The following is a 13153-nucleotide window of genomic DNA, read 5'->3' on the forward strand; positions in this document are numbered from 1 at the left end:
TTTCTTAAGCTTTAAAGTCAGCTTTATTCTTAACATCTAAATATTCTTCTGATTTTTCCAAAGAAAGTATGTCGTCATAGGCTTTTAATGCCATATCCTGACCATACTTATTTTTAAGAGCAGTTGTAAGAAGGCGATAGGCTAATTTAGCATTGCGTGACAGAATTGGTCCATGGAAGTAGCTACCATAAACATTTTTATAGTGTACGCCTTCTGTCCCATCTTCTTTATTGTTACCATGTCCATAAACAACTTTACCAAGTGGTTTTTCTTCTTCAGATAAAAAGGTACGTCCTTGATGATTTTCAAAGCCGTAGTAGGTTTCATCAAATTCTTCATTATGAATTTTAATGTCTCCGATAAAGCGATTATTTTTTTGATTCAAGGTGTAGTGGTTCATCACACCAATACCATCAATCTTTTCACCATTAGCTTGAACATAATACTGACCTAGCAGTTGAAAACCACCACAAATGGCTAACAAGACTTTATCTTCTTGGATGAAGCGATCAATTTCCTTTGCCTTAGGCGGTAAGTCTTTAGCAACAATAGCTTGTTCATAATCTTGCCCTCCACCAAAGAAGACAATATCATAATCATCAGCATTAAAAGAGTCACCCAGAGAAACCACATCAAATGACATTTTCGCATCTAGTTTCTCACCTACATATTTTAACATTAGAATATTTCCATTGTCACCATAAGTATTAAGCAAATCACCATAAAGATGAGCGACTTTTAACTCATAACGAAACGCTTTATCACTAGGGGATTCAATTGTTCGATAAACCATTATTTCATCTCCTTTTGCACAGCTTTTTTATTGGCTAGAATCTCTCTAAACTCAAGCATGGCAGTATAGGTTGCTAGAATATAGGCATGATCTGTTTCTTGATTTTCAAGTTTTGTCATCAATTCTTCAAGAGAAGATACAGAAGTCATTTTTTCTTCTGGGAAACCAGTCACGCGCAAGCGTCTTGCAATTTCAGATTCTCTAATTCCTCCAGTAAAAATTTCTGGGATAGCCATTTCTGTAATGCTTTCAAAATCAGCATCCCAGATCCAACTGGTATCAATGCCATCGGCATAATTAGCATTAAGAAGGACAGAAAGTGTGAATGGGTAGGGCGCTAATTTAATCATCTCTAAAGCTTGACTGGCACCAACTGGATTTTTAATCAAGACAAGTGTACAAGAAGTGTTGCCAATCTTGAAAGTTTCTTGTCGACCAAAGACTGCCTTACTTTTTTCAAACCCTTTTTTAATCTTCTCAGCAGGAACGTCTAAATATTCAGCCACAGCCACTGCAGCAAGAGCATTATAAATGTTGTATAAGCCGCCAACATTAATTTTATAGCGCTGATTATCAATCACAAATTCAGAATCAGTATTTGAGATATTTGTTAACTCTGTAAGAGCATAGTCAAGTTTGGGGCGACTAAAACCACAGTTTTCACAGATATAATCACCAAGGTTAGCATAAGTGTTAAGTTTGAATTTTAAAATGTGTTGACATCTCGGACACAAAATACCTTCTGTGTTATAGTGAGCTAACTGTGGATCGTGTTTTTCAGTATCAAATCCGTAATATTTTATCGGATTAGGAATTTTCTTAGAGTGAAACAGTGGGCTATCCCCATTAGCTATAACTGTTGCCTCGGGTGCTTTTGCTGTCCCGTTAAGAATCATTTGATAAGTCGTATAAATTTCACCATAACGATCCATTTGATCACGGAAAATATTGGTGAACACAAACAAACTTGGTGCTAGGTAGTCTGTTATTTTTGGAAGACTGGCTTCATCAATTTCTAAAACAGCAATCTTTTTTCCGGACTTACCTTTTTTGGCACTCAAAAAAGTAGAAGTGATACCAGTAATCATGTTGGCGCCACTGGTGTTTGTGATAACTTCTCCAAAGGCTTCTTTTAAAATCCCAACAGTTAAAGCTGTGGTAACGGTTTTTCCATTGGTACCAGTTACTACAATCACTTCATAATCACTAGCTAGTGTTTTTAGAATATCCTTATCAAATTGAAGAGCTATTTTACCGGGTAATGTCGAGCCTCTTCCTAATCTATTTAAAATAAATTTACTTGTTTTTCCTGCAGTTAAAGCTGCCAAAGTTTTTAGTTTCATTCCTATATTTTAACATAAAATTTAGATTTCTAATAAAGAAAAAAACTACAAAAAGTGGTATAATGAGAAAGAATTTAAAAAAAGATAAGAACGAGAGAGTGTTGTATGAGTAATTTATTTAATATTGATGCTAATTTTTGGAATTCACTTTTTGATAACCCGATTACCATTATGATTAATCTTATAGATATATTAATTGTATCATGGTTAATTTATCGGTTTATTAAAGCACTTGCTGGAACTAAGGTAATGTCTTTAGTGCAAGGGGCAGTACTATTCGTAGTTATCCGTTTTATTTCTGGTTTACTAGGTTTTACCACCCTTACCTATTTGATGAACCAAGTTATTACCTACGGTGTTATTTCTGGGGTTATCATTTTTGCCCCTGAAATTCGTTCGGGCTTAGAGCGTTTTGGAAGAACACCACAATCCTTTATTCAAACACAGACTCTAACTGACGAAGAAAAACTAATTACTGCTTTGGTCAAAGCAGTCAAATATATGAGTCCACGTAAAATTGGTGCTCTGATTTCTATTGAAAAAACACAAGGACTTAGAGAGTATATTTCTACAGGTATTCCACTTGATGCAGACGTTTCAAGCCAACTTTTAATTAATATCTTTATCCCAAATACACCTTTACATGATGGTGCTGTTATTATTAGTGGCAATAAGGTGGCAGCGGCTTCTTGTTATCTGCCTTTAACTGATTCAAAAAATATTTCAAAAGAATTTGGGACACGTCATAGAGCAGCCATTGGTCTGTCAGAACGTTCAGATGCTCTAACTGTTATTATTTCTGAAGAGACTGGTGCTATATCCATCGCCTACAAAGAAAGATTAGAACATGACCTTTCCTTGGATGAATTTGATAAAGAATTACACTCGGTCTTTTCTCCAAAAGATAAAAAGAAACGATACACCTTTAATTGGAAAAAACTATTGGGAGGTGAGAAATCTTGATGAAACGATTTTTAGTTAAAAAAATTAGTCTGATACTAGCTTCAGTTTTCTTTGCACTTTTTTTATTTCTAACCGCAAAATCAAGCAATTATAACAGCACAACATCTCAAATTAATCGTGTGACAGAAACTTACACACATACTCTGGAAAATATTCCAATTGATATTAAGTATGATAGTGATGAATATTTTATCAGTGGTTATTCTTATGAGGTTGAAGTTTATTTAACATCTACTAATCGTGTTAAGCTTGACTCAGAAATTAATCCATCAACAAGAAATTTTCAAGTCGTGGCTGATTTAACAAATCTTGGGGTTGGTCAAACGAAAGTGCCATTAGTTATCAAAGATATGCCTTCTGAGGTGACTGGACAAGTGTCTCCTGCAACGATGGAAGTCACTATCGGAAAAAAAGAAACTAAGAAGTTTGAAGTTGTACCTACCATTAAAGATGAACAAATAGCTAAGGGTTATGAACTTAAGAGTATTAATTCTGATATCAAAGAAGTAGAAGTTACTAGTGATGAGGCGACAATTGATCAAATTGATCATGTCGTAGCTTCTTTTCCTGATGATTATGAGTTATCTGATGATTTAGAAGAAGATGTTATCTTACAAGCAGTTTCAGAAAATGGTACAATATTGCCTAGTAAGATTGATCCAGTGAGTGCCAAGCTATCAGTTGAGTTAAAACGACTTAGCAAAACTGTTCCTATTGTCATTGAATTGACAGGAACAATCGATAGTAGTCTTAAAGATATTCGCTATGAACTAGAGAGTAGTGAGGCCTTGATATTTGGTTCTCAAGAAGATTTAGATAATACTACTGAAATCAGAGTACCTGTTGATATTTCTAATGTTAAGAAAAATACAATTAGAACAATTGAATTATTGGATGATAATGTCTCTGTTGTTCCAGAAACAATGAAACTAACCTTGACAGTTGAGAAAAAATAAGTATTTGTAACAAGGAAAATAAAGAAGGAGGATAGTGAGTAATCACTAGATTATTATGGGAAAATATTTTGGAACAGATGGTGTTCGCGGTGAGGCGAATGTTGAATTAACACCTGAATTAGCTTTTAAATTGGGTAGATTTGGTGGTTATGTACTAAGTCAACATGAACAAGGGACACCAAAAGTCTTGGTAGCAAGAGATACACGTATTTCAGGAGAAATGCTTGAATCAGCCTTAGTTGCTGGTCTTTTATCAGTTGGTATTGAAGTTTATAAACTTGGTGTCTTAGCAACACCTGCTGTTTCTTATCTTGTAAGAACAGAAGGCGCCAGTGCTGGCGTTATGATTTCTGCCAGCCACAATCCTGCTTTAGACAATGGGATTAAATTCTTTGGTAGTGATGGTTTTAAATTAGACGATGAGAGAGAATTAGAAATTGAAGCCTTACTTGATAAAGAAGAAGATACTCTTCCTCGTCCAAGTGCAAAAGGTCTTGGTAAATTAGTTGATTTTCCAGAAGGCTTAAGAAAATATGAAAAATTCCTTGTTTCCACAGGTGTTGACTTAAAAGAAATGAAAGTGGCACTAGATGCGGCTAATGGTTCAGCAAGTACCTCAGCACGTCAAATCTTCTTAGATTTAAATGCTGATATTAAAATTATTGGTGAACAGCCAGATGGTTTAAACATTAATGATGGTGTTGGGTCAACTCATCCTGAAGCCCTTCAAAAACTTGTTATAGAAAGTCAGTCAGCTATTGGCTTAGCTTTTGATGGTGATAGTGATCGACTAATTGCTGTTGATGAAAAAGGTGAGATTGTTGATGGTGACAGAATCATGTATATTATTGGTAAATACCTTTATGAAAAAGGTGAATTAGCCAAAAATACTATTGTAACAACTGTTATGTCTAACCTTGGATTTCATAAAGCCCTCGATCGAGAAGATATCCATAAAGTTGTAACGGCTGTTGGCGATCGTTATGTTGTCGAAGAAATGAGAAAGTCAGGTTATAATCTTGGTGGTGAACAATCTGGTCATGTCATTATCATGGATTATAATACAACAGGAGATGGGCAATTGACAGCAATCCAATTAACTAAAATTATGAAAGAAACTGGAAAATCACTGTCACAATTGGCTGGTGAACTAACCATTTACCCTCAAAAATTGGTTAACATTCGTGTTGAAAACCAAATGAAGAATAAGGCTATGGAAGTGCCTGCTATTTCAGAAATTATCAAAAAGATGGAAGAAGAAATGGCTGGTAACGGTCGTATTCTAGTGCGTCCTAGTGGCACAGAACCACTCTTACGTGTGATGGCTGAAGCACCAACACATGAAGAAGTGGATTATTATGTTGATACTATTGCAGAAGTTGTTAAAGCTGAAATAGGAATTTAGAAGAATGCATCGTTTAAGCGATGCATTTTTCACTCATTAGTTTCCTTAAAAGACAGTGATTAGCTATATAAGAAAAGATATTTGTTTTTTATCATTTAAAAATGTTAAAATAGTCCTATGCAAAATAAACCGACGTCAGCCTACGTACATATCCCTTTTTGTACACAAATTTGTTATTATTGTGATTTTTCTAAAGTCTTTATAAAGAATCAGCCTGTAGATGACTATCTAAAGGTTCTTATTCGTGAATTTGATTCTTATGGCATTAAAAAATTAAAAACGCTCTATATTGGTGGGGGAACGCCAACTGCCATCGATGCTTATCAGCTGGATTATCTATTACAACACTTACAAAAGCATTTGGATCTTTCTCAGCTATCAGAGTTCACCATTGAAGCAAATCCTGGAGACCTTACAAAAGATAAGATTGCTGTTTTGAAAAATTCTTGTGTTAATCGTGTGTCCTTGGGTGTTCAAACCTTTAATAATAAACACTTGAAACAAATTGGTAGAGGACACAATGAGAGTCAAATCTACGAAAGTATTGATAGTTTAAAAGCAGCAGGTTTTGATAATATCTCGATTGACTTAATCTATGCGCTTCCTAATCAAACCATGGCTGATGTTAAGGAAAATGTCGCAAAAGCTCTCAAGCTTGACATTCCGCATCTTAGTGTTTATAGTTTGATTCTTGAAAATCACACCGTTTTTATGAACAAAATGCGTCGTGGTAAGTTACCATTGCCTACTGAGGATTTAGAAGCAGAAATGTTTGACTATATTATCGCTGAGATGGAAAACAATGGGTTTGAGCATTATGAAATCTCCAATTTTTCCAAACCCGGTTTTCAAAGTCAACATAATCTGATGTACTGGAATAATGATGAGTATTACGGCTGTGGGGCTGGTGCATCAGGTTACATTGATGGGATTCGCTATAAAAATCATGGACCAATTAGACATTATTTAAACGCTGTTGAAGAAGGGTCAACAAGAGTCACAGAAGAAGTCCTCAGTTTAAAAGAAAAAATAGAAGAAGAACTCTTCTTAGGGCTTCGAAAAAAATCAGGGGTTTCAATAAAACGCTTTGAAGAAAAATTTAATCTTTCTTTTGAAGAACAGTACGGTGACGTTGTTTCAAAACTTTACCAAGACGGCTTATTGCAACGAACAGGCGATCGAGTGAGGATGACGAAAAAAGGACTATTTCTTGGAGATAGTGTTGCAGAGAAATTTATTTTGGAGTAATATTATGGGGAAAAAATACAGTGTATCTCTTCGTGTACCGTTTTATGATGTTGATCTTAACCAAAATATGAAATTATCTCATCTTCTTGCAAGATGTCTCTATGTTTCTGGTCTCCAATCAAAAGAACTTGGTGTTTCTGATCAAATAATATTTGCTGATTATCACTTGGTTTGGGTGATTACTGACTATGATATAACCATTAATCGTCTTCCACATTATGATGAAGAAATTACCATTGAAACGCAAGCACTCAGTTATAATCACTATTTTTGTTATCGTCAATTCAAAATTCTTGACCAAGATAGCAACCTTCTTTTAACAATTATGGGCAGTTTTGTCTTGATTGACTATAGAACAAGAAAATTGAGTTCTGTAGTAGACGAAATTGTAGCTCCTTATGAATCTGAGAGAACAAAAAAACGATTTAAGGGTCCCAAATATCCAAAACTCGATGAGAGCATAGAGACGCAACTGCCTATCACGTTTTTTGACTATGATTTGAATGGTCATGTGACTAATAGCCAATACCTCAATTGGGTCTATGATAGTCTTTCATTTGAATTTTTGAAAGAGCATACGCCAAAACAGATTAATCTACGCTTTTTAAAAGAAATTACTGGTGAAGGGGCGATTTCTTCAAAAGTTCAGTTTAATGACAATACGTCCTATCACGAAATACAATATCATGACGCTGTTCATGCCCAAGCTATTATCGAATGGAGAAAAAATGACTTATAAAGCTTATATCATCGATCTTGATGGCACAATCTATAAAGGTAAAAATCGGATTCCTGAAGGGGAAAAATTTGTTCATCACTTACAAGAACGACAAATCCCCTATCTTTTCTTGACCAATAATACAACAAGAACTCCTCAAATGATCAAAGACATGCTTTCTAAACAGTTCAATATCAACACAGGCTTAGAAACAATTTATACGGCCTCTTTAGCCACACTTGATTATATGAATGATTTAGGAAAAGAAAAAACAGCTTATGTTTTAGGTGAGGAAGGCTTAAAATCAGCCATTTATGGTGCTGGTTATATTGAAGACACAAAAACCCCAGCTTACGTAGTGGTTGGTTTAGATAGGACACTCGATTATGACAAACTCTCAATTGCAACACTAGCTATTTTAAATGGAGCCACCTTTATCGGTACGAATCCTGATTTAAATATTCCTACTGAAAAAGGATTACAACCAGGTGCAGGAGCTCTTTTAGCCTTTTTAGAGGCAGCAACACGTGTTAAACCAACGATTATTGGAAAACCTGAAGCTATCATCATTGAAAAAGCTTTAGCAATTTTAGATGTTGACAAAAAAGACGCTATTGTTGTAGGCGATAATTATAAGACAGACATTCGCGCTGCTATTGATAACGGCATTGCAAGTCTTTTAGTGACAACTGGTTTTACCAAGCCTGAGGAGATTAGTAGCTTACCTATCAAACCTGATTTTGTATTAAACAGTTTAGCGGAGTGGTCGTTTGATGAAAAATAAAATATTAAGCCTATTTTCTATCATCTGGCTACTTTCACTAGCGATTTTAGTCACTATTTATTTGGTTTGGCTTAGTTATCCATTAGCCATTGACTATTTTAGTCTGGGAGATATCGTCGCTCTACCAGCTAAAAGAATTACAAGTAATTTTAATGATTTAATGTTTTTTTTGACCAATCCTCTAAAATTAGAGTTGCTGATGCCTGATTTTCCAACTTCTGAAAGTGGACTTAAACACTTTTTTGATGTTAAATGGTTATTTCATCTCGCACAAGCAGTCGCTATCGTTTTAGCTCTTCCAAGCTTATCGTTTTTTAAAGAAGCTCTTAAAAAACAAAGGTTATGGTATTATCAAAGATACTATTTATTTGCTCTTATTTTACCGGTGTTAGTAGCTGGTTTTGCTTTTTTTATCAGCTTTGACAATTTTTTTACACTCTTTCACACGCTTTTGTTTCCAGGGGATTCATCATGGTTATTTAATCCAGCTACAGATCCTGTGATTTTAATACTGCCAGAAGAGTTTTTCCTAGCTTGTTTTATCGTCTTTTTTATTCTCTATGAAGCTATCATGTTTCTTTTTTATTTGATGGCAAGACGTTCTCTTTCTAATAAGCTCTCCCAAAGGTCAAAGAAATGATTTTAAGAAAATGGTTTTACTAGCCATCTATTTCCATGAAAGGACAGGACATGATTTATTTTGATAATGCGGCAACGACAATGCCTTATCCAGAAGTTTTAAAAACCTATCAAGACGTTTCCCAAAAAATTATTGGTAACCCATCTAGTTTACATCAACTAGGCTCGCAAGCTTCAAGAATTTTAGAAGCTTCAAGAAAGCAAATCGCAGAATTAATTGGTAAGAAGCCTGAGGAGATATTTTTCACATCAGGTGGAACAGAAAGTGATAACTGGGTGATTAAAGGAGTTGCTTTTGAAAAGATGAGTTTTGGAAAACACATTATCATCTCAAGCATTGAACATCCAGCAGTGACTGAATCAGCCAAAGCACTTGAAAAACTTGGATTTGAGATTGATTATGCGCCAGTTAATAAACAAGGATTTGTTATTGTTGAGCATTTGGAAAAAATGGTACGAAAAGATACGATTTTAGTTTCTATTATGGCTGTTAATAATGAAATTGGCGCTATTCAACCCATTCAAGAACTTGCTGAAGTTTTAACAGCTTGGCCAAAAATTTCTTTTCATGTGGATGCTGTTCAAGCTATCGGTAAAATAGATACAAGTGTCTTTCTACCTGAACGTGTTGACTATGCTAGCTTTTCTGGTCATAAATTCCATGCCATGCGTGGTGTTGGTTTTATTTATAAAAAAGATGGTAAGATGATATCACCGCTTCTATCAGGTGGAGGACAAGAAAGACAATTACGAAGCACAACTGAAAATGTGCCTGCGATTGTTGCTATGGCAAAAGCCCTTCGTTTAGTCATGGCACAAAGAGACACAGTCAATCAACGTTTAACACAAATGAAAGAGACTATTTACCAAGCATTGGTAAAAAATAAAGATGTCGTTCTCTTCTCAGAAAATACGGATAATTTTTCACCCCATATCCTTACTTTTGGTATTAAAGGAATTAGAGGAGAAGTCTTGGTACATGCCTTTGAAGAACATGATATCTATCTCTCAACGACAAGCGCATGTTCATCACGTGCAGGTAAAATTGCAGGGACTTTAATCAGTATGGGAGTTGAAACCAGTTTAGCTCAGACAGCTGTAAGAATCAGTCTAAATGATAGTAATAATATGGCAGAAGTGGAACAGTTTTTAACAGTTTTCAACCATATTTATGAAAAAATGGAAAAAGTGAGAGGTTAGAATGGAATATTCAGAAATTATGATTCGCTATGGTGAATTATCAACTAAGGGTAAAAACCGTATGCGTTTCATCAATAAATTAAAGAAAAACATTCAAGATGTGTTATCAATTTATCCTATGGTCAAGGTCACAGCTGATCGTGATCGGGCTCATGTATTTTTAAATGGGACAAATTATCTACCAGTAGCAGAATCTCTAAAAGAAATCTTTGGTATTCAGGCTTTCTCACCTTCTTATAAGGTTAAAAAAGAAATGCCAGCGATCAAACAAGCTGTTCAAGATGTTATGACACACATCTATCAAGAAGGGATGACTTTTAAAATTACAAGTAAGCGAAGCGACCACGACTTTGAGTTAGATAGTCGTGAGTTGAATCAAGTTTTAGGAGATGCTGTTTTTGACGTTATCCCTGATATCAAGGTTCAAATGAAAAAACCAGATATTGATTTGAAGGTTGAAATCAGAGATGAAGCAGCTTACTTATCCCATGAAAATATTAAAGGCGCTGGGGGGCTACCGGTTGGAACGTCTGGTAAAGGCATGTTGATGTTATCTGGCGGTATTGACTCACCCGTTGCAGGCTATCTTGCGCTTAAAAGAGGGGTGTCAATTGAGGTTGTTCATTTTGCTAGTCCACCATATACAAGCCCAGGTGCCTTAAGAAAAGCGCATGAATTAACTAGAAAATTAGTTAAGTTTGGAGGCAATATTCAATTTATTGAGGTTCCTTTAACTGAAATCCAAGAAGAAATAAAAAATAAAACACCAGAAGCTTACCTTATGACTTTAACTCGTCGTTTTATGATGCGAATTACTGATGCTATTAGAGAAAAACGTCATGGTCTAGTCATCATTAACGGGGAAAGTCTTGGCCAAGTAGCCAGTCAAACGTTAGAAAGTATGCAAGCCATCAATGCAGTGACGTCAACACCAATTATTCGACCTGTTGTCACCATGGACAAACTTGAAATCATTGAACTTGCTGAAAAAATTGATACTTTTGATGTTTCTATCCAACCTTTTGAGGATTGTTGTACTATTTTTGCACCAGATCATCCTAAGACAACACCAAAAGTAAATAAGGCTGAAATTTATGAAAAGCGTCTTGATGTGGGAGGATTAGTGGCGCGTGCAGTAGCTAATATGAAGATTATTGAAATCACTCCTCAAGTGGAAGAAGATAATCTGTCACAACTGATTGATGATTTTCTCTAAAAAAGAAAAACTAGGAAAAGAAGATCTTTTTCTAGTTTTTTATTTTTACTTATCAAGTATTGTAAAATAGAGTATAATAGTTGTAAGGAGAAAATGGTATGTTTAAATTTAAAAGAGAAACATTATTACTACTATTATCAGTCTTATCATTATTGGCAATTACCTTTTTGGGTATCCTGATTAATCGTTCACAATTAACATCAACAAAACCCATAGAGAAGTCAACAAAAAAAACTGATAACTCAGTGAAAACAGCTAGAGTAGTGGCTAATGGTGATATTTTATTACACGATATTTTATACACTAGTGCTAGAAAATCTGATGATAGTTATGATTTTACACCTTATTTTGAATATGCTAAAAGTTGGATTAGTGACCCTGATTTAGCGATTGGTGACTATGAAGGAACGATAAGTCCAGACTTTCCACTAGCCGGTTATCCTTTATTTAATGCCCCTAGTGAAATTGCTGAAAATTTAAAAAGTGTCGGCTATGATGTAGTTGATTTAGCTCATAACCATATTCTTGATTCTCAACTAGCTGGTGCACTTAACACAGTTGATGTCTTTCAAGAACAAGGTATTGACTCAGTTGGTGTTTATAAAACTAATCGCGAGACAGAAGATATTCTCATCAAGGAAGTTAATGGGATAAAGATTGCAATTTTAGCTTATGCCTATGGTTATAATGGCATGGAAGCCAACTTGACTCAAGAGGAATACGAAAAACACTTGTCCGATTTAAATGAAGAAAAAATGCAAGTTGAAATTGAAGAAGCTGAAGAAAAAGCTGACGTCACTATTATCATGCCACAAATGGGCGTTGAATATCAAAGAGAACCAACTCAAGAACAAATTGACCTTTATCATAAAATGATTGATTGGGGAGCAGATGTTGTTTTTGGAGGTCATCCTCACGTGACAGAACCTTCAGAAATTGTTGAAAAAGATGGTCAAAATAAATTAATCATCTATTCGATGGGTAATTTTATTTCAAATCAACGTCTTGAGACTGTTGATGATATCTGGACAGAACGTGGCGTTTTAATGGATGTTACCTTTGAAAAGAAAGGTGATAAAACAACGATTAAAACAGCTAAAGCTCATCCTACACAAGTATGGTCTTGGGGAAAAGGTGAGTATGGTATAGAAGGTTATGAATATCGTGATTATCGTGTTTTGATTTTGGAAGATTTCATCGCAGGTGGCAAATATAGAGATACAATAGATGATGCGATGAAAGAAAAAGTTGATTTAGCTTATAAAGAAATGAATGAATTGGTGGATTTAAAATGGCCGAGCAATTAATCCAAAAGAAAGTGACTCTATTTTCAAAAGTCTCTAAAGATGTTAAAGAATTATACTTATCAGCCTTTCCAGAAGTTGAAAGATTTCCCTATCTCCCTTTATTATTAAATGCTTACCGACGTGATATTGAGTTTATTGCTTATTATGATGATGATAAATTTGTCGGCCTATCTTATATTATATTTTCCAAACACTTTGTTTTTCTCTTATTTTTAGCAGTTAATCCCTTACATCGCAATCAATCCTATGGCAGTCGTTTATTAAATACCATCAGATCATCATCAAAAGGTCGTCCAGTTGTTTTAGCCATTGAAGAAATGGATGAAGAAGCAGATAATTACCAAGAACGTTTGAATCGTCTTGCTTTTTATGAGAAAAATGGTTATCATTTGATGCCACATTTTTACTATGAAATGGGTGAAAAGTATCAACTATTGTCAACTAGTAGTGAGATTGATATGGGAGAATTCAAAAAAATGCTTCGAAAAATATCTTATGGTATTATTCCTATCGATATTGATTAAAAAAATAAGAATAATCGTTTAAAACCCTTGTCAAAGACTAGAAATAGTGGTAAAATT

Annotated in this window: 13 protein-coding genes; 11 read left to right on the forward strand and 2 right to left on the reverse strand. The window is 34.8% G+C overall.

The window, feature by feature from the left end; all coding sequences use genetic code 11:
* Nucleotides 1-4: 4 nt before the first annotated feature.
* Together gatD and murT are read right to left on the reverse strand one after the other, a co-directional pair.
* Nucleotides 5-793 carry a lipid II isoglutaminyl synthase subunit GatD gene (gatD, locus tag JHK64_RS01695; RefSeq protein ID WP_199567275.1) on the reverse strand — a complete coding sequence of 263 codons (789 nt, stop codon included), beginning with the start codon at nt 791-793 and terminating at the stop codon, nt 5-7.
* Nucleotides 793-2136: a lipid II isoglutaminyl synthase subunit MurT gene (gene murT, locus JHK64_RS01700; protein WP_199567276.1), complete on the reverse strand. Its 1344-nt coding sequence runs from the start codon at nt 2134-2136 to the stop codon at nt 793-795. Before murT ends, gatD begins: the two co-directional genes overlap by 1 nt.
* 105 nt (nt 2137-2241) lie before the next feature.
* Here murT and cdaA point away from each other — a divergent pair, with 105 nt between their 5' ends.
* The 11 genes from cdaA (at nt 2242) to JHK64_RS01755 (ending at nt 13096) form a co-directional block, all read left to right on the forward strand.
* Nucleotides 2242-3099, forward strand: a complete 858-nt coding sequence (gene cdaA, locus JHK64_RS01705) for a diadenylate cyclase CdaA (protein ID WP_199567277.1) — start codon at nt 2242-2244, stop codon at nt 3097-3099.
* Entirely contained in the window at nt 3096-4055 is a 960-nt protein-coding gene (locus JHK64_RS01710; RefSeq protein WP_199567278.1) for a CdaR family protein, read from the forward strand. Before cdaA ends, JHK64_RS01710 begins: the two co-directional genes overlap by 4 nt.
* Before the next feature lie 55 nt (nt 4056-4110).
* Complete coding sequence (gene glmM, locus JHK64_RS01715) at nt 4111-5460, forward strand: phosphoglucosamine mutase (protein ID WP_199567279.1); 1350 nt, start codon at nt 4111-4113, stop codon at nt 5458-5460.
* Nucleotides 5461-5577: 117 nt separating this feature from the next.
* Nucleotides 5578-6708: a radical SAM family heme chaperone HemW gene (gene hemW, locus JHK64_RS01720; protein ID WP_199567280.1), complete on the forward strand. Its 1131-nt coding sequence runs from the start codon at nt 5578-5580 to the stop codon at nt 6706-6708.
* 4 nt (nt 6709-6712) lie between these two features.
* On the forward strand, nt 6713-7447 hold the full coding sequence (locus JHK64_RS01725) for an acyl-ACP thioesterase domain-containing protein (RefSeq protein ID WP_199567281.1): 735 nt from the start codon (nt 6713-6715) through the stop codon (nt 7445-7447).
* Entirely contained in the window at nt 7437-8210 is a 774-nt protein-coding gene (locus tag JHK64_RS01730; protein WP_199567282.1) for a TIGR01457 family HAD-type hydrolase, read from the forward strand. Before JHK64_RS01725 ends, JHK64_RS01730 begins: the two co-directional genes overlap by 11 nt.
* The gene (locus JHK64_RS01735) at nt 8200-8850 is read left to right on the forward strand and encodes a TIGR01906 family membrane protein (protein ID WP_199567283.1); all 651 of its coding nucleotides are present in this window, start codon (nt 8200-8202) and stop codon (nt 8848-8850) included. Before JHK64_RS01730 ends, JHK64_RS01735 begins: the two co-directional genes overlap by 11 nt.
* A gap of 50 nt (nt 8851-8900) precedes the next feature.
* Nucleotides 8901-10049 (forward strand): cysteine desulfurase family protein, encoded by a 1149-nt coding sequence (locus tag JHK64_RS01740; RefSeq protein WP_199567284.1) that lies wholly within the window; start codon nt 8901-8903, stop codon nt 10047-10049.
* 1 nt (nt 10050) lies between these two features.
* The gene (thiI, locus tag JHK64_RS01745) at nt 10051-11265 is read left to right on the forward strand and encodes a tRNA uracil 4-sulfurtransferase ThiI (RefSeq protein ID WP_199567285.1); all 1215 of its coding nucleotides are present in this window, start codon (nt 10051-10053) and stop codon (nt 11263-11265) included.
* A gap of 98 nt (nt 11266-11363) precedes the next feature.
* Nucleotides 11364-12572: a CapA family protein gene (locus JHK64_RS01750; RefSeq protein WP_199567286.1), complete on the forward strand. Its 1209-nt coding sequence runs from the start codon at nt 11364-11366 to the stop codon at nt 12570-12572.
* Nucleotides 12557-13096 carry a GNAT family N-acetyltransferase gene (locus JHK64_RS01755; RefSeq protein ID WP_199567287.1) on the forward strand — a complete coding sequence of 180 codons (540 nt, stop codon included), beginning with the start codon at nt 12557-12559 and terminating at the stop codon, nt 13094-13096. Before JHK64_RS01750 ends, JHK64_RS01755 begins: the two co-directional genes overlap by 16 nt.
* Nucleotides 13097-13153: the final 57 nt, after the last annotated feature.

Source organism: Streptococcus zalophi (assembly GCF_016481285.1).
Classification (GTDB): Bacteria; Bacillota; Bacilli; order Lactobacillales; family Streptococcaceae; genus Streptococcus; species Streptococcus zalophi.

Excerpts from the sequence above, each read along its gene's own strand:
- gatD (WP_199567275.1), bottom strand. The coding sequence starts at position 793 with ATGGTTTATCGAACAATTGAATCCCCTAGTGATAAAGCGTTTCGTTAT.
- murT (WP_199567276.1), bottom strand. The coding sequence starts at position 2,136 with ATGAAACTAAAAACTTTGGCAGCTTTAACTGCAGGAAAAACAAGTAAA.
- cdaA (WP_199567277.1), top strand. The coding sequence starts at position 2,242 with ATGAGTAATTTATTTAATATTGATGCTAATTTTTGGAATTCACTTTTT.
- glmM (WP_199567279.1), top strand. The coding sequence starts at position 4,111 with ATGGGAAAATATTTTGGAACAGATGGTGTTCGCGGTGAGGCGAATGTT.
- hemW (WP_199567280.1), top strand. The coding sequence starts at position 5,578 with ATGCAAAATAAACCGACGTCAGCCTACGTACATATCCCTTTTTGTACA.
- JHK64_RS01725 (WP_199567281.1), top strand. The coding sequence starts at position 6,713 with ATGGGGAAAAAATACAGTGTATCTCTTCGTGTACCGTTTTATGATGTT.
- JHK64_RS01730 (WP_199567282.1), top strand. The coding sequence starts at position 7,437 with ATGACTTATAAAGCTTATATCATCGATCTTGATGGCACAATCTATAAA.
- JHK64_RS01735 (WP_199567283.1), top strand. The coding sequence starts at position 8,200 with ATGAAAAATAAAATATTAAGCCTATTTTCTATCATCTGGCTACTTTCA.
- JHK64_RS01740 (WP_199567284.1), top strand. The coding sequence starts at position 8,901 with ATGATTTATTTTGATAATGCGGCAACGACAATGCCTTATCCAGAAGTT.
- thiI (WP_199567285.1), top strand. The coding sequence starts at position 10,051 with ATGGAATATTCAGAAATTATGATTCGCTATGGTGAATTATCAACTAAG.
- JHK64_RS01750 (WP_199567286.1), top strand. The coding sequence starts at position 11,364 with ATGTTTAAATTTAAAAGAGAAACATTATTACTACTATTATCAGTCTTA.
- JHK64_RS01755 (WP_199567287.1), top strand. The coding sequence starts at position 12,557 with ATGGCCGAGCAATTAATCCAAAAGAAAGTGACTCTATTTTCAAAAGTC.